We start from the raw sequence: 16,699 nt of genomic DNA on the forward strand, positions 1-16,699 counted from the left end.
CAAGAAAGGATGATGGCTCATGTTCAGCTTACTTATTGCGGATGACGAAGCGCTGGAGCGGGAGGGTCTTGAGCTGATGATCAGGCATCTTATGCCGGACACCTTTCATTTCCTTCATGCGGAAAACGGACGAAAGGCCATTCAGATTACGGAAGAGGAACGGCCTGATTTTATCTTTATGGATATTAAGATGCCTGGCATCCAAGGGCTTGAAGCTGTACGTCATATTGCTGCCCTAGTTCCCTCAACCAAAATTGTGATGATCACGGCTCACGATTACTTCTCTTACGCGAAAGAGGGCCTGGCTCTAGGAGTCAGAGATTATCTGCTTAAGCCGGCAAGGCCGGAGGAAATACTCCACGTATTACAGCTGTTAGTTGCGGAAAAGGAAGAAGAGAAGCGTGTGCGTAATGAGCAATTAGAGCTTCAGGAGAAACTGTCGCAGCTGATTCCGCTAGCCGAGAACGAGCTCTCTCTTATGCTCATGCTGGAGTCGGTGCAAGAGGTGGAGCTTGAACAGCTTGCAAGTCTGTTAGATATACAGTGGTATAAGGGCTATGCGATGGTATTATCTTTTTTCAGGAAATCCAAAAAGGAGTGGGACGAATTTCAACTGCTCAAGCGGGACATCTATGAAGCGGTTAAGCATTTCACGAAGCCCAATTTGTCCCCGATTGTCGGGCCTATCGTTGGACATCAGATGGCTTTATTCATTCCTCTTCCACCCGGCAGGCACGGTTATTCCCAGCGTATTATTTCCCTGGAATGGGGTGAGCGTATTAGGGGGATTATCGAGGAGAGATTCCAGTTGTCTCTTTCCATTGGGATTGGATCGGTTCAGGAGGGCTGGGACGGAATCAGCCGATCCTACCGGGAAGCCGTTCGGGTTTGCGCGGAGGATAGCGTACTCCTGAATGTACGGCATTACGATGATATGCTCCTCAGCTCAGGGCAGACGAAGATCTCACTGGATGATGAGAAGAAGCTCTTGGATGCTTTGCTGCGGCATAACAAACAGGAAAGCGCAGAGAGACTTAGCTCTTTATATTCCATCTTGGAAGAGAAAAGTTTCGGTTCATTGGCTACCTTGCGCGCAGAGGTCATAGGGCTTCTGATGTTTCTGTGCCGCGCGGTTCAATCTGGTGAAGGTGCTAATCTGATTAGAACCCTGAGTGTAGTAGAGGATCGCGAAGTTCTTCGTAAAACGGCCCTATATTGGCTCGATTCTTTCATCGATGGTTTGATGGAAGAGCGGGAGCAGAGTCGTTCACATGTATTCCGGAGGGCGCTTCTCTATATTGAGCAAAAGTATAAGAAAGACATCTCGATGGAGCACATTGCGGAATACGTGAATCTTAGCCCTCATTATTTCAGTAAATTATTCAAGCAGCATGCAGGAGAGACTTTTATCGATCATGTCACCGGGCTTCGCATTAAGGAGGCTAAGAAATTGATTATGGAACAAAGTCTCAGTTTAAAAGAGATATGCTACGAGGTAGGTTATAAGGACCCTAATTATTTTAGCAGGGTCTTCAAGAAAGCGACAGGAATTACGCCAAGCGAATATCGGCAGCAAATCGAGAAGAAAAGTCCTTGTTAAACCAACAAGGACTTTTTTGTGCTTTATAACCAAATTGTCCTGTAAAAAAAACGCAAGTGGCCCTCTTTCCAGGAGGAAGCAAGGAAATGAAGAAGGAGAGGAAAGAAGTGCAGGTAATGAACACGCCGCCGAAATCACTCCCGTGCTAAGCTTTTTTGTAAGCGCAACCAATTATTTCAGCTGATGAAAAGGGGAGATGAAAGAGTGAGAAAGTACGGTCAAGTTTTTCGTCTAGGGGCAGCTCTATTATTGGCATTATCACTTGCAGGCTGTGGATTGGTCTCCAATGGGGATACCGGAAATAAGGAAAAGACGGCCGCGAAAGACGGAGACAAAATTGTTATCGGAATGTCGATGGACACTTTGAAAGAGGAACGTTGGCAAAAGGACCGCGATATTTTCACCGCTAAGGTAGAAGAGCTCGGAGGCGAAGTGAAGGTGCTCGCGGCCAACGGGGACGATGCTACGCAGATGAGTCAGGCGGAGCAATTAATCTCTCAGGGAGTAAACGTTCTTGTCGTTATTGCCCACAATGCTGAAGCCACGGCGCCGATTGTGGAAAAAGCGCACAAAGAAGGAATCAAGGTTATTGCTTACGACCGTCTGATTAATAACGCGGATGTGGACTACTATATTTCTTTTGACAATGTACGGGTAGGGGAATTCCAGGCGAAAGCGGTGATCGAAAAGGCACCGAAAGGCAACATCGTCTATATCGGCGGAGCCGATACGGACAACAATGCCCATATGTTCAAGGAAGGGGCCATGAATATTCTGAAGCCTCTTGAAGAGAAAGGGGATATCAAGATTGTCTATGACCAGTTCTCCAAGGACTGGAAACCGGAAGAGGCCCTTAAAAATATGGAAAATGCGCTAACTGCGAACAACAATGATGTTCAAGGCGTGGTTGCAGCCAACGATGGAACTGCAGGGGGTTCGATTCAAGCCTTAACCGCTCAGGGGATGGCCGGCAAAATTCCGGTATCCGGCCAGGATGCGGATTTAGCCGCCGTACAACGGATTGCGGAAGGCACCCAGCTGATGACCGTGTATAAGCCGATTAATGCGATCGCAACAGAAGCTGCGGAGATGGCAATGGCTGCGGCCAAGGGCGAAAAGATCACTACTGAAAAGACTGTAAACAATGGGAAGATTGATGTTCCTTCCGTGCTGCTCGACCCGATTGCGGTGAACAAGGACAATTTAAACGTCCTTATCGAAGATGGATTCCACAAGCTGGAGGATGTATACAAGAACGTTCCTAAGGACCAATGGCCCAAACAATAACTAGGTGCAAGGGTGCGGAACCTTAGGGTTCCGCTCTCTGCTGATTCCTGGTCAGAAAGGGTGCGGAAATGATGCATGTATTAGAAATGTCGGATATCACCAAGGAATTCCCTGGAGTTAAGGCCCTGGACCGTGTGAATTTTAAGGTCAGGAAGGGAGAGATTCATGCTCTTTGCGGGGAGAATGGGGCCGGGAAGTCAACACTTATGAAGGTATTAAGCGGCCTCTATCCGGCAGGAACCTATAGTGGAGAGATTATTATTGAGGGACAAAGCAGGCAGTTCCAGCAAATATCGGATGCTGAGAAAGCCGGGATCGCCATCATTCATCAGGAGCTTGCGCTCGTTAAGGAGATGACGGTAGGCGAGAATATCTTTCTGGGAGCCGAGCCGTGCAGGCACGGGGTGATTCAGTGGGATGAATTGTACCATAACGCCTCTGTGTGGTTGAAAAAGGTAGGGTTGAATATTTCCCCAAACGTCAAAATCGGTCATCTGGGGATCGGACAGCAGCAACTCGTTGAAATCGCAAAGGCACTTTCCAAGCATACAAAAATTTTGATTCTGGACGAACCGACAGCGGCTTTGACTGAAAGTGAAGTCTCCATCCTGATGGGGATATTGAATCAGCTGCGCAGTGAGGGCGTTTCCTGTGTATATATCTCGCACAAAATGCCCGAGGTCTTTGCTCTTGCAGATTCCATCACGGTACTCCGTGATGGGCGCACGATAGCGACTCTGGATCGTGAGGAGACGGATGATGATAAGGTTGTATCCCTCATGGTGGGCCGGGAACTGACGGAGAGATATCCGCGAGTTGATCATATACCGGGAAATACCGTGCTTGAGGTAAGCCATTATAACGTATGGCATCCTGAAAAGCGTAATCAAAGAGTGCTTAGGGATATCCACTTCACATTGCGTAAAGGGGAGATTCTTGGAATCGCCGGACTGATGGGTGCGGGACGAACCGAGTTGGCGAGCAGTCTTTTTGGGGCTTATGAAGGCAGGTCTGAGGGAGATGTACGAATCGAAGGGAAAGCGGTAAGGATCAGATCCGTTGCTGAAGCCATCAAAGCAGGGATTGCTCTAGTGACGGAAGACCGCAAACGCCAAGGACTAGTGATGGGCATGGATGTGAAACGAAATACTACGATGGCTGCGATGGGCAAGGTATCGAAGCTTGGTGTTATTAACGAGAATGAAGAGATCAAGTGGGGACGCCAGTATGTGCAGGAGTTAAAGACGAAAACATCTTCGTTGGAAACGTTGGTAGGCACCCTTTCGGGAGGGAATCAGCAGAAGGTTGTACTTGGAAAATGGCTGATGTCCGATCCGAAAATCCTGATTATGGACGAACCTACCCGGGGGATTGACGTTGGAGCGAAATACGAAATCTACAATTTAATGAATCGGCTGGTAGATCAGGGTGTAGCCATTATTATGATTTCCTCGGAGTTGCCGGAGGTGCTTGGCATGAGCGACCGGATTATGGTGATGTGCGAAGGGGAACTTGTGAAGGAATTTCATTGGCGTGAGGCTACCCAAGAGAATATCATGATAGCCGCCGCGGGAGGTAAATAATATGCAGCTTCAAAAGGAACTTCAAGATCGAAGAGATGTCCCTGCGACCCGAAAGTCACTCTGGAGCAGCTTGTTTGGTGAAATGGACGTACGTGCATATACCATGGTAGGGGCGTTGGTATTGCTGTGGGTCCTGTTCGGTATTCTGAATCCTACCTTTTTGACCTCGCGAAACTTATCTAATCTATTCACCCAAATGTCCGTGACTTCCATATTGGCTATTGGGATGGTACTGGTCATTGTAGCGGCTCATATCGATCTTTCAGTAGGTTCGATCGTAGGTTTGACCGGAGGCATAGCCGCTATACTGAGTAATTGGCTGGGACTGCCGGCGATTATCGTCATTCTTGCAACCATGGCTGCCGGAGCGGTACTGGGTCTGCTTCAAGGATGGCTCGTGGCTTACAAAGCAATTCCTGCTTTCATCGTCACTTTGGGTGGCATGATGGTGTTCCGTGGCGTGTTAATGGGTGTCACCGAGTCGAAGACAATTCCCATATCCGATCCGGTGATTGGATTGCTGGGAAATGCTTATTTTGCTAAAGGGTTCGGTATCGTGATCGGTTTGCTGGCCGTGGGATTTCTTCTGTGGAGTACCTATAGGAAGCGAAGCTCCCGGCAAAAATACGGCTTCGAGGTTGCGCCGCTTGGCGTGGATATCATCAAGGTTTTTTTCCTCGCATTGCTGGTTGGATCGTTCGTATTCGTCATGAACAATTACAAAGGGATTCCTTTTCCTATTATCTTCGTTATTGTATTGGCGATTATTTTCTACTTTATTTCAACTAAGACCACCTTTGGACGTCATATTTATGCCATTGGAGGGAATATGGAGGCTGCCCGCTTGTCGGGTATTCCTATTAAGCGGAAGACGATGCTGATCTTTGTACTAAACGGACTGCTCGCTTCGATTGCGGCCATCGTCCTGACTTCCCGCCTAGCTTCTGCGACCATCACTGCCGGCAATATGGCTGAGATGGACGCTATTGCCGCTTGCGTCATCGGTGGAACCTCACTGATGGGCGGGGTCGGTACCGTCATAGGTGCCATTATAGGCGCATTGGTGATGACCACCCTCGATAACGGGATGTCACTCATGGGGTTGGAATCCTTCTGGCAGTACGTAGTTAAGGGCTCCATCCTGGTTATCGCCGTTTGGCTTGATATCTCTAACCGCCGAAAGGGAGTAAAGTAGGACTCACTCATATGGCTTATAGGAAGAGGCTGCCCCCTAGATCACCGAAGCAAGGGGGCTAGCCTCTTATACTTATTTTAGAGAGGAGAACGTCACCGTGGACCAAAATATAAAAGAAGCGATAGTCAGGGGAGAGACCTCGCTTGGCATCGAATTTGGATCTACCCGTATCAAGGCTGTGCTGATGGATCACCATTTTAAAACAATCGGATCCAGCAGTTATGAGTGGGAAAATCAATTGATCGGCGGTTATTGGACCTACGATCTTAATGAAGTGATTATCGGGTTGCAAGAAACCTATGATCAACTAAGGCAAAAGGTCGCTAATAATTATGGTGTAACATTGCAAAAAATCGGATCCATCGGATGTTCCGCCATGATGCAGGGCTATATCGCACTTGATCATGCGGGGGAGCTACTGGTTCCGTTCCGTACGTGGCGCAATGCCACAACGAGTATTGCTGCAACGGAGATAACTGAGAAACTCAATTTTAAAATTCCCCAACGTTGGAGCATCGCACATTTGTATCAAGCGATTTTAAACGATGAAGATCATGTCCCTAACATAGATTATATTACGACTTTGTCGGGTTACATTCATTGGCTGTTGACCGGTTCCAAGGCTCTTGGCATGGGGGATGCCTCAGGGATGTTCCCGATCGATATATCTGCACAGCAATACAATGAAGATATGGCCAAGCTGTTTGACGATTTAATCGCCGATAAAGGCTACCCGTGGAATCTAAAGGATATTTTACCTAAAGTATATACTGCAGGTGAAGCCGCTGGCTTTCTCAGTGAAGCTGGTGCCCGACTATTAGATCCATCAGGCAACCTTCAAGCAGGTATTCCATTATGTCCTCCAGAGGGCGATGCCGGAACCGGCATGGTCGCTACGAACAGTATCAAAAAATGTACAGGCAACATTTCCGTAGGCACGTCGATATTTGCCATGTTTGTCCTAGAGAAAGACTTATCCGCGGTGTATCCTGAGATTGATATCGTGACTACACCGGATGGCAGCCCTGTCGGTATGGTTCTAGCTAATAACTGTTCGAGCGATATTAATGCATGGGTCGGCTTGTTCCGTGAATTTAGTGAAGCAATGGGACTGAAAACGGATATGAATCAGCTATTCAGCGTCCTGTTCAACAAAGCGCTGGAAGCAGACGCTGACGGGGGCGGATTGCTGAGCTTCGGCTACTATTCTGGCGAGAACATTACCGGGCTTGCCAAGGGTCGTCCGTTGTTCGTTCGTTCTCCGGAAAGCCGCTTCAATCTGGCAAACTTTATAAGAGTACATCTGTTCACCGCGTTTGCTGCACTAAAGCTTGGGATGGATATTTTGACACAGAAGGAGAATGTAACGATTGACCGGATTCTGGCGCATGGCGGGTTGTTTAAGACACCGCTAGTTGGCCAAAAAATGTGTGCTGCGGCACTGAATGTCCCTGTTTCTGTCATGTCTACCGCTGGTGAGGGCGGCGCATGGGGGATGGCCATTTTGGCTTCATATATGGTTAATAAGGAGCAGCACGAGAATTTAGCTGATTACCTTACCACTAAAGTATTCATTGATGCGGATACAGAAGGGCAAGAGGTATACCCTAACAGCACGGACGTGAATGGTTTTGTTTTGTTTATGGAGCGTTATACAAAAGGTCTAGCAATTGAGCAGGCTGCGGTAGATTACTTTGTGGAGAATTGGAAGAAGTAACAAACCACCATGGAATCTGCCTACGGTAAACCGATAATCATGATCTCCGAACCCTCCTGTGGTAAACTATGACAAAAAGCACAAATCTATTTCCTCGTCAAAAGGAGGCTGCTATGAGCGATGCGGCACTGGATCTGCAGTTACTGGATCATTTAAAGCCGGAATTAACCTCATTTTGTTACCGAATGTTGGGGTCCATCGAAGACGCAGACGATGCGGTTCAGGAAACCTACATCCGTGTTTGGCAAAGCTGGAATTCATTCAGGCAGGAATCGTCACACAAAACGTGGATTTATCGGATTGCCTCCAACTTGTGTTTGGACAAACTAAGACAAGCCAAACGCCGTACCCTGCCCGTCGATCTGTCGGATCCGGCGGTCTCCATCATCCCACCCAGTGAAACATTGCCGGACTCTTCCTGGATCTGGCTTACCCCCGATTTGGGGGAGAATCCCGAAGAAGCGCTTATTCGCAAAGACACCCTGCAGCTCGCCTTCATCGCGCTCTTGCAAGCCTTGCCTCCGCGCCAACGTGCCGTACTTATTTTGAAGGATGTGTTCGACTGGTCCTCCAAAGAGATCGCGGAAACTTTGGGGATGTCGCCGGCCGCCGTAAACAGTGCCCTGCAAAGAGCCAGGGAGACGATGAACCGAACCCGGCTCCGTTCTGAAGAGCTCAGCCGGACGGTGGATGCCGAACCTGATCATGAGCTGCTGTCACGGTATGTGGATGCCTTTGAACAATTCGATATCGATGCCCTGGTTGCGTTATTCCATGAGGAAGGCTGCATGTCCATGCCGCCGTTTGCCATGTGGGTGCAGGGCAAGGACGATTTGTTCAAGTTTTTCTCGCTTACCCGATGGCATTGCGAGGGCTCCCGCTTTTTGCCGGTCACGGTAAACGGCGGCTATCCGGCTTTTGCCCAGTACATGCCGGGTCCTGAAGCATCCGTCCTGGTCCCTTGGGGAATTCACGTCATTGAAGTCAAAGACGGGAAGATCGTCCACCTCCAAAATTTCATTAACGCCAAATTATTTTCACGATTTGGACTTCCGGAGCAAATCGACCGATGAAATTCGAATATGAAGTACGTCTATATTATTGAAAACTAAAAAAACGAGAAAATTAGCGAGGTGTTTTTGAAATGGGAACAAGTAATCCGACGAAGGTAACTGTTGAGGCAGTCGTTCAGGCGCCTATTGAAAAGGTATGGAACTGTTGGACGGAGCCGGAGCACATTACGAAATGGAACCAGGCTTCCGAAGACTGGCATGCCCCGAGGGCAGAGAATGATTTGCGGGCCGGCGGCAAGTTTTTGACCCGGATGGAAGCCAAGGATGGCAGCATGGGGTTTGATATGGGCGGTGTATATGACGAAGTGAAAACACATGAATTGATTTCATATACGATGGGAGACGGGAGAAGGGTGGACATTACCTTTACGGCTCAGGGCAGTGAAACCAAGGTCGTCGAAACTTTTGACGCCGAAAGCACACATCCGGTTGAGGTCCAGCAAGCGGGCTGGCAAGCGATTATGAACAATTTCAAAAAGTACACGGAAGAATCCTAAGTATAAAGGAGGTACAGTCGATGACAGTAAAACTCACCCCATATATCACATTAGAGGGAAGAGCCAGGGAAGCTATTCAGTTTTATGAACAGGCGATCGGCGCTAAGGTTGTTTCCATCATTACTTACGGAGATATGCCGGACATGTCCAATACTTTTAATGAAGAACTGAAGAACCTGGTGGCTAACGCAAAGGTGCAAATAGGCGAGGCGGAACTCATGTTTTCCGACAATCCGTTTGGTTCGCCTATTCCCAGCGGTAAAAAGGTTACCATTTGCATTACAACGAACGACGTGGAAACATCAAAGCGATACTTTGAGGCGCTGAAGGAAGGCGGCCAAGTCAATATGCCGTTTCAGGAAGAGGCTTTCAGCCCTGGATTTGGGGATGTCACGGACAAATTCGGAGTTACCTTTCAAATATATACGGAAATTTAGTGTTAATATAGAAGAAGGCCGCCCTCTTAGCGGGGAGGCCTCTTTCTATACTTGTTTGATGATTGGAGAGGGACCTATGAAAGAATTCGAAATATTAACGAGTGTCGAATCGGCATATGAATTTATAGGACGCCATCGGTTATCGTTTCTCTATATCACGATGACGGGCTGTAGCGTTTGTCATGCATTGCAGCCGCAGGTGCAGAAATTACTAACGAAATACCCGGATATTCAACTCGGGACGATAAATGCGCAAGAAGTTCCGGCGGTCGCGGGGAGCTTTTCTGTTTTCACTGCGCCCGTATTATTGCTTTATGTGGAGGAGAAAGAGTATATCCGTGAAGCGAGAATCGTGCATCTGGATCTGCTGGACGAGAAAATCCGCAAAATTTATGATTTAGCGACGGGATGAATTAGGCGGTAAAGAAAATAGACAGCCCGCATCTGGAGCTGGATCGTTTTGTGCAGGTAAGCACGGATATTCTCAGAAATCCTCATCGCATGCTCGATGTTTTCCAGTTCCATGATTGCAATAGATCTTTTCAAGTTCACGGTTTCCTCGGAATAAACAGAGCTCTGGAGTACCTGAATCATTCTGATTTTAAAAAGGTGCGCCTCATGATATAGACGATATTCGTTATCAGGATCCCGCTCCGCAGTGAACAGGCCGCTTTTCTCCCAGTAACGGATTGCGGATTTAGGAGCCCCCGTCCTTCTGGAAACCTCGTCGATGCTGAACTGTTGCTTAAAGTCGTATGCTTGATTGTCTTCAGAATACGATTTCAGCTCCCTTACGAGTTGATCCAGGCTTGCTTTTTCCCGATGGAGCATGACCTCCTTATCTCTGACGATCCACAATGCCTCGTCCAAATCATTTCGCCCAAGGCAATGCATCACCTCGCTCGTTACCTCCATACCGAATGCGGGAGCCATGGCTTGAATACATGCCAGATAAGCCTCATGCCGTTCCGTATATATACGGTATCCATTTGCGGATCGATCCGCAGGAGGAATTAACCCCTTGGCTTCATAGTTCCGCAAGGTGTTGGCGCTTAATCCGTATTTTTCCGCCAGTTTTTTTGGTTGAAAGTCCATGCTATCCCGCCTTCGTAATAAAATACATAAACATTAAAACCCTTGTAATGTTATTCTGGTTATCCTATTGAAATCCTTCACTTGTGTATCCTAAACCTTCCAATTGGCTTGCATGTCGTATGATGGAGATAATCCATTTCAAGGAGGAATAAGTATGACAAAACCAGTATTCCGTTACGACATGACCATCGAGGAGATTTGCGAGATAGGAAATCAGTATATCGATCTGGTATGGAAGGCATTATATGATTCGATGCTCGATGAGTTAACGATCGCTTTTCAAGAAATTGAGGACGCCGCCTATGGCCGCTATTTGGACCGGTTGATGCCCGCATTGTTTGAAGGTCTTGAAGACGCCGGGTTCGAAGTCACGGAGCCCCTCAAAGAGGATGATTTCGTGATCGGGAACTGTCTGCTATTTCGCAACTCGCTTGAAAAATGGGGAACAGAAGATCATAGATCCCGAATGTTCTGGAATGTGATACGAAGTAAGGATAGTCAACAGCCGATCGGAACTTTATTGACGGAAATCCCGCATTCGCATCTGAAGTTCGACATTCCTGCGGCACCTGTACTATATTCGCTAAGAGAGTACGAGAGGGAACCTATCGCCCAAGGAATTCGACGGATCAAGGAATAACAAAAGGGAGGGTTTATATGCTGCCTTTTTATGCGCTTATCGTATCTTTCTTGCTGTTCAAGGGTCTTGGCCTGCTCGGCTTGTCCTATTTCGGGGGCTGGCAGACTTCTCTTCAAGGAGCGGTGGCCGTCATGCTGCTGCTTGCCGCATCCGCACATTGGGGGACCAGACGCCCGGATTTAATCCGTATGGTTCCTCCGGCATTTCCCAGACCGGATCTGATCGTAACTGCCACCGGGGTATTGGAAGTCTTGGGGGCTATCGGTATTTTGTTCCCGTACACCTCAAAGGCTGCCTCCATTGGTTTGGTCCTACTTCTGGCATGTATGTTTCCCGCTAATGTGCGAGCAGCCAGGGAGAGATTAAGGATCGGGGGCCGACCCGTACCTAAATTACTACTACGAACCGTAGTTCAGATTTTCTTTATTGGGGCTATTCTTGTGGCAGGCTGGATGGGTTGAAAAATTTTTCGTGAATTGATTTTCCGATACATCGATGAATGTAAAACCAATACTAAATTTAAAGAGTTGCCCCAATCATGGTGCGACTCTTTTTTTGCACTTTCTTGTCTCTGAGGAAGTGAATCGCGGCAATTTCCAGAATTCAGGTAATAAGTAGGTGGGATTTGGGACAAACGGTCTCTATAATGGAAATAAGATACATATCGAATAGGGCAAATAGGAGGTTATCCTGTGGGAAGATCATTCGCAAATTTGCATATGAAATCGAACAACCTGTCCGAAGTGGAATTCATGACCTTCAAAAGTAAAGCGGATCGGGAAATACAAGATTCATTATTGAAGTTGGGTTTTCAAAATTAGAGCATCTGAACCAAAGGTAGAAGAAAGGATGACGGAAGTGCCAAATGATAACCATGCCAGCCCTCCTTCTTCTATTAGAGAAGATGGCCGTTATACCATTGACCTGACGGGTTCTCGCAGTCACACCCTTGTCCGACAGCCCGGTGTAGGCAGTCTGTCTATCGGACCGTCGGATTTGGGTAGGAAGGCGGACCTTTACGTCCCGTCCGATGCCGACATCGACTGGAGCGTATTCGATCCCTTTGCCACGCCGGCGGGCTCGCCTTGGCCGCGGTTTCTGCACTATACAGGCAGCGATGCCGGTTTCTTCAATTGGGCGCAGACCCGCCCCATTGAACAGATGACCTGGGCTCCGGTCCTGTCTGCCGATACCGTGGTGGACGCCCGCGAGTCCATTTTACATAGCTTTCATATCAAGTTGGGTCAAACCGGGGGTCATCTGAGTTTGAAGCTTCCGAAGAGTTCCTTCCGCCTGAGCTTGTCCGGCGATCTATCCCGATTCTCTGCTACCGGAGATATACCGTCTTCCCTTGCAGTAGCGCCGTGCACGAGCCGACGTAAGAGTGACCCTTCTTTTGTGCTGCCTGACTTGGGAGAGTTGCATCAGGTGTCTAGTCTGACGCTGCAAAACACGCCGCTGGGACAGCCCATCTCGCTAAGGTGTCTGGATCGGTTCCCCAACCTGGATTCACTGAGTTTGTGGGGGAACTTCTCCGACCTGGAATCATTGGCTCGTCAGGCCCGCTTAACGAATCTGGAGCTGCGCTTCATGCCGGATCTAAAGGACTTGCCAACCCTGGATACGTGGCCGTTACTAGACCGATTTATCGCCTACAATGTGGAGGAGGCCGGGGGTAAGCGCCTCAGGCAGCAAATGAAGGCACGCGCCATAGTCCGTCCATGGGCTGACCATCATTCAGTAAGCCAATTGCGAAAGCCGGAGTGGTGGACGACCGAGTATGGACGCCCATTTTCGTCCTGGCCTAAGCGAATGGCTAGGATAGCTAACGAGGCTTACGACGCTGCACAGGCAGCCTTGGCCCAGGCCCGCAGCCTGGCCGACGCCGAGGCGGCTATTACGGCTTTCACCGTGCGATTCAATACTCTCAAAGGCATCGAAACGACCGAAAGGGAGGACCTCGGCGAAGCGGTATGGCAGCTCAGCCAGTCCGGGCATCGGATCGGCCAGCCTATTCCAGAGGAAATGGCTCAAGGCTGGTTCGATGCAGCGCGCGATTACTGATTTGAACGAGCCTATGAACAGGGGGTATTCATGTACATCGTATCTCGGCCAAAGCCGCTATCTGAGGGGCAAAATCACATGCTTGCAAAGGAAGATGCTTCTGTTTTCCCACCAGGCTATCTCCGATTTTTGCGGCGATTCGGAGAAGGGACCTACAGAGGATGGATGAATGTCCAATTGCCTGATCCGAAGGTGCTTAAGCCTTTTGCCGAGTATGAGTTATGGGAGTTTGACGAAGACAGCCCCATTACGGAGCAACAGATCGGCGAGTGTATCGCGTTAGGCACAACGGTTGACGGCGACTTTCTGGCGGTACATCCCCGGACGGGCGGACTGCTCTGGCTCCCCCGGCATGCGGAGCAGGTAATGGCGATCTCGCTGCAGACGCTAGATCAGAAGCAGGAAGACGACGAGATGTACACCTTGGTGCTGGACGAAATATACCGGCAGGTATATGGAAGAAGCCCAGAGGAAGCCGTCTATTATGAACCGTGGACGGGGACTCGAAACTATCTCTTCTTTCGGTTGCGGCCTGGCCAAGGTCAGCCTTCGTTGCCCGAGCTAGCTGAAGCGTGCAGAGCCGAATTTCCGCCGGACATGACGATTGAGACCCCTTTTGTTTGCCTTCTGTTCTACCGTAAACTTGGCGGTTATATCCGATTGAATTATGCCTATGGGCAAGAGGTGGCCGTATTCTATGAACAGGATGAGCACCAGGCGTTTGCTGTTTTAGAGCAATGGCTATTGTCTAAAGGGTGCGAAACAACATAAGATTTGGAACTAGGAGTGGTAACGGATGATCGTTCTAAAAGATATCGGGAAGTTCAAGGAGCTGCCGGAAATCGCAATGCATATTTACCAAGGGGATATTCCGGCTTTACAAGCTGCTCTTGCGGCAGGCTGGGATATCGAGGAGGGCATCGTACTCAGCAAGTACAGCACGTTAAGTCCGTTGGACCTGGCGCTTGTATCGCAGAGAGCCGATGTTGTAAAGCTGCTGGTAGAGCACGGCGCTAACCTGAATGTGAAACAGAATCCGGCCTTTTTGCGGGCTGTCCGCTATTGCAAGGAGGACCTCGTTCGCTACATAACAGCGCAAGGGGCCAAGCTGGATATGGTCAATCAAGTGGGATCAGGCGCTTATTCACAGGCCTACTACGGCAACAAGAAGAATATCCCGCTTATCCATGAGCTGGGTTTGGATATCAAGGAGCATGGCGGTGACGTATTGCGCCAAGCCGTGTCGGACCATGACCTTAAGACACTCACGTATCTGCTCGATCAAGGGGTGGATATCAACTATAATCAACCGGATATGGTATATCCTTATCGGGCAACCCCATTGACCGTTGCCGCCCGGATGGGGAGTATGGCTATGGTCAAATTTTTGATTGAACACGGTGCTGACGTGACTTTGGCTGAAAAGGACGGCGATCGGCCGTACACGATTGCGGTGAGCAATAAGGACACCGTCATGGCGGACTATTTGAAATCGCTGGAGCCGGCTGAATTTCATAATTTGGAGAACAAAAAGTATGAGCTGAAAAAGTATAAATTAACCGATGAACTGGTCCGTTTTCTTACTGGAGACAGGCTGCGTCTTGAATTGGCGCAAAATGAGTATGAAATCGGATATATCGACTTTTTCGCATTGACCGATACGATCGAGATGAAAGTCGGCAGGCAAAAGCTCCTGCGTTTATCCGCCGATATCGACAATTACTCCGATTTGCTGCTTCTTTGGAATCCGAAGAACAAAGGCCGGATCGGCTGTTATGATGTGGAGCATCAGAATTATGCGGATTTATGCAGCTTTGGAGAGTTCCTCGTTCAGCCTGAAAGGCACCTTATCAATTTTCTTGAGGGTGCTTAAAATTTAAACAAAGTTTAAACTCGAGATCACCTTAAAGCCAACCTGAGGATGTTAGGATGCTATTGAGGTGAGAAAATGAACGTTAAGAAGAGGAACTGGGCAGGATATATGGCGTGTATTTGCGGGCTATTATATGCACTTCCGCACTTTTGGTGGGGCTTGGGAATTTCGTTCGCTTTTCCGGGAGACTTTGCAAAGGCACCTGACGAATTGGTATCACGACTGATTGGTTATTGGTTTATGGGAGCAGTGGCCGTGCTGGCTGCCTTTTTGAGCCTGGCATTCGTTTATAAGTGGGGAGATAAGCTGCCTAAGCGATTGAAGCTCATTTCCGCATGGATCGGATGTATGGGATTATCCTTATGGGGCTTTAGCTTCTTTGTTCTGAAATTTCAAATGGCGATCGGACGTGTCGTGTCCGCGCCTGCTTTTGTAGAGCAGGATGCCAGTCCGATGGCGGCATGGGGATATGTATGGTATGCACTGTTTCTTGGCTGGGGAATCTCGCTTGGCTGTGCTGCCTATTTCGAAGGGAAATTCACAAAGAAATCCATGGCTCAACGCGCATAGATAAAGTTATTGGCGAAGGGTATCCTTACGGGTGCTCTATTTTTTTGCAAATTTAACTTGTTCTGCTTAGTTAGCTGTATGATTATAATCAAAGTTAATTCAAAAACTGGATTCTGGAGGAATGATTTATGAACGGAATAGCGCGGACACCCGAGCCCCCTTATTACGCCGTTATTTTTACATCGGAAAGAACGGATGGGGATCAAGGATATGCAGAAATGGCAGAAGAAATGGAGAAACTCGCGTATTCCCAGCCTGGATTCCTAGGTGTAGAAAGCGCCCGGGAAGGCTTAGGCATTACGGTTTCCTATTGGGAGTCGCTCGAAGCTATTAGGAATTGGAAGCAGAACGAACGACATTTGATTGCCCAGCGGCGGGGGATGTCCGATTGGTACCTCACATATAAAACGAGAGTTTGCAAGGTCGAACGGGATTATGGGTTTGAGAAAAATGCGGAACCGCTATATTGACAACTCCGATCACTATTCCTATAATACATAGTATAATACTAGGAATTAATTTGTTGAGGTTATGGCTCTTTTGTTTAACTATAACTTAAGGAGTGTTTAACATGGCTGATGTACATACTTTCAAAGCAACCGCACACTTGCAAAATGGAGTTCAAGTCAAAACCACATCCAGAAATTTTGAGATCACGATCGATGAGCCGAAGAGTTTAGGCGGGACGGACACGGGAATGAATCCGGTCGAAGTGCTTCTTGCCTCGTTAGGGGCATGCCAGTCTATTGTGGCAAGGGTTTATGCTCCTAAGTTTGGCGTAAAGCTGAATGACTTCCGTGTGGAGGTTGAAGGTGACATTGATCTCGACGGTTTTTTTGACAGATCTTCCGTTCGTCCCGGTTACTCCGATATCCGTTATACGTTCCGGATTCAAACCGACTCGCCCAAAGAGAAGGTGGAAGAATTCGTACAGTTTTTGGAGAGTAAATGCCCTGTTGGCGATACCATTGCAAATCCGGTAAATCTTAAATTGGAGAACATTATAATTGAAAAGTCAGTAGAGGTATAAGCTCCGAATCTGATGAAGATGAAGAGAGAGCAGCATGC

At 48.3% G+C, this 16,699-nt stretch carries 19 protein-coding genes; 18 read left to right on the plus strand and 1 reads right to left on the minus strand.

Features of this window, described 5'->3' with window-relative positions; all coding sequences use genetic code 11:
- Window positions 1-19: 19 nt before the first annotated feature.
- The 9 genes from KJS57_RS00910 (at window position 20) to KJS57_RS00950 (ending at window position 9,801) form a co-directional block, all read left to right on the plus strand.
- Complete coding sequence (locus KJS57_RS00910; RefSeq protein ID WP_213653408.1) at window positions 20-1,600, plus strand: helix-turn-helix domain-containing protein; 1,581 nt, start codon at window positions 20-22, stop codon at window positions 1,598-1,600.
- Window positions 1,601-1,783: 183 nt separating this feature from the next.
- Entirely contained in the window at window positions 1,784-2,887 is a 1,104-nt protein-coding gene (gene xylF, locus KJS57_RS00915; RefSeq protein ID WP_211025044.1) for a D-xylose ABC transporter substrate-binding protein, read from the plus strand.
- 71 nt (window positions 2,888-2,958) lie between these two features.
- On the plus strand, window positions 2,959-4,470 hold the full coding sequence (locus KJS57_RS00920; RefSeq protein ID WP_280520354.1) for a xylose ABC transporter ATP-binding protein: 1,512 nt from the start codon (window positions 2,959-2,961) through the stop codon (window positions 4,468-4,470).
- A 1-nt stretch (window position 4,471) separates the two neighbouring features.
- Window positions 4,472-5,665, plus strand: coding sequence for a sugar ABC transporter permease (locus KJS57_RS00925; RefSeq protein WP_213653410.1), 1,194 nt, complete (start codon window positions 4,472-4,474; stop codon window positions 5,663-5,665).
- A gap of 97 nt (window positions 5,666-5,762) precedes the next feature.
- A complete protein-coding gene (locus KJS57_RS00930) occupies window positions 5,763-7,382 on the plus strand; it encodes a xylulokinase (protein ID WP_213653411.1) in 1,620 nt (539 codons plus the stop codon).
- 68 nt (window positions 7,383-7,450) lie between these two features.
- The gene (locus tag KJS57_RS00935) at window positions 7,451-8,455 is read left to right on the plus strand and encodes a sigma-70 family RNA polymerase sigma factor (RefSeq protein ID WP_211025036.1); all 1,005 of its coding nucleotides are present in this window, start codon (window positions 7,451-7,453) and stop codon (window positions 8,453-8,455) included.
- Between the two features lie 71 nt (window positions 8,456-8,526).
- Window positions 8,527-8,952, plus strand: a complete 426-nt coding sequence (locus KJS57_RS00940) for an SRPBCC family protein (RefSeq protein WP_211025035.1) — start codon at window positions 8,527-8,529, stop codon at window positions 8,950-8,952.
- A gap of 20 nt (window positions 8,953-8,972) precedes the next feature.
- Entirely contained in the window at window positions 8,973-9,389 is a 417-nt protein-coding gene (locus KJS57_RS00945) for a VOC family protein (RefSeq protein ID WP_213653412.1), read from the plus strand.
- A 76-nt stretch (window positions 9,390-9,465) separates the two neighbouring features.
- Window positions 9,466-9,801 carry a thioredoxin family protein gene (locus KJS57_RS00950; protein ID WP_213653413.1) on the plus strand — a complete coding sequence of 112 codons (336 nt, stop codon included), beginning with the start codon at window positions 9,466-9,468 and terminating at the stop codon, window positions 9,799-9,801.
- Here KJS57_RS00950 and KJS57_RS00955 read toward each other — a convergent pair.
- On the minus strand, window positions 9,780-10,484 hold the full coding sequence (locus tag KJS57_RS00955) for a MerR family transcriptional regulator (protein ID WP_213653414.1): 705 nt from the start codon (window positions 10,482-10,484) through the stop codon (window positions 9,780-9,782). The two genes, KJS57_RS00950 and KJS57_RS00955, sit on opposite strands and share 22 nt — an antisense overlap.
- Before the next feature lie 154 nt (window positions 10,485-10,638).
- Here KJS57_RS00955 and KJS57_RS00960 point away from each other — a divergent pair, with 154 nt between their 5' ends.
- The 9 genes from KJS57_RS00960 (at window position 10,639) to KJS57_RS00995 (ending at window position 16,661) form a co-directional block, all read left to right on the plus strand.
- Window positions 10,639-11,124, plus strand: a complete 486-nt coding sequence (locus tag KJS57_RS00960) for a DUF6022 family protein (protein ID WP_213653415.1) — start codon at window positions 10,639-10,641, stop codon at window positions 11,122-11,124.
- Between the two features lie 17 nt (window positions 11,125-11,141).
- Window positions 11,142-11,585, plus strand: a complete 444-nt coding sequence (locus KJS57_RS00965; protein WP_213653416.1) for a DoxX family protein — start codon at window positions 11,142-11,144, stop codon at window positions 11,583-11,585.
- Window positions 11,586-11,816: 231 nt separating this feature from the next.
- Window positions 11,817-11,945: a hypothetical protein gene (locus KJS57_RS26585; RefSeq protein WP_280520347.1), complete on the plus strand. Its 129-nt coding sequence runs from the start codon at window positions 11,817-11,819 to the stop codon at window positions 11,943-11,945.
- 28 nt (window positions 11,946-11,973) lie between these two features.
- Window positions 11,974-13,188, plus strand: a complete 1,215-nt coding sequence (locus tag KJS57_RS00970; RefSeq protein ID WP_213653417.1) for a hypothetical protein — start codon at window positions 11,974-11,976, stop codon at window positions 13,186-13,188.
- A 30-nt stretch (window positions 13,189-13,218) separates the two neighbouring features.
- Window positions 13,219-13,959, plus strand: a complete 741-nt coding sequence (locus tag KJS57_RS00975; protein ID WP_213653418.1) for a hypothetical protein — start codon at window positions 13,219-13,221, stop codon at window positions 13,957-13,959.
- 25 nt (window positions 13,960-13,984) lie between these two features.
- The gene (locus KJS57_RS00980) at window positions 13,985-15,061 is read left to right on the plus strand and encodes an ankyrin repeat domain-containing protein (RefSeq protein ID WP_213653419.1); all 1,077 of its coding nucleotides are present in this window, start codon (window positions 13,985-13,987) and stop codon (window positions 15,059-15,061) included.
- A 75-nt stretch (window positions 15,062-15,136) separates the two neighbouring features.
- A complete protein-coding gene (locus KJS57_RS00985) occupies window positions 15,137-15,631 on the plus strand; it encodes a DUF3995 domain-containing protein (RefSeq protein ID WP_213653420.1) in 495 nt (164 codons plus the stop codon).
- Between the two features lie 128 nt (window positions 15,632-15,759).
- Window positions 15,760-16,101 carry an antibiotic biosynthesis monooxygenase family protein gene (locus KJS57_RS00990; protein ID WP_211025014.1) on the plus strand — a complete coding sequence of 114 codons (342 nt, stop codon included), beginning with the start codon at window positions 15,760-15,762 and terminating at the stop codon, window positions 16,099-16,101.
- Between the two features lie 101 nt (window positions 16,102-16,202).
- On the plus strand, window positions 16,203-16,661 hold the full coding sequence (locus tag KJS57_RS00995) for an OsmC family protein (protein ID WP_211025012.1): 459 nt from the start codon (window positions 16,203-16,205) through the stop codon (window positions 16,659-16,661).
- Window positions 16,662-16,699 lie beyond the last annotated feature (38 nt).

It is taken from the genome of Paenibacillus vini, assembly GCF_018403325.1.
GTDB lineage: Bacteria > Bacillota > Bacilli > Paenibacillales > Paenibacillaceae > Fontibacillus > Fontibacillus vini.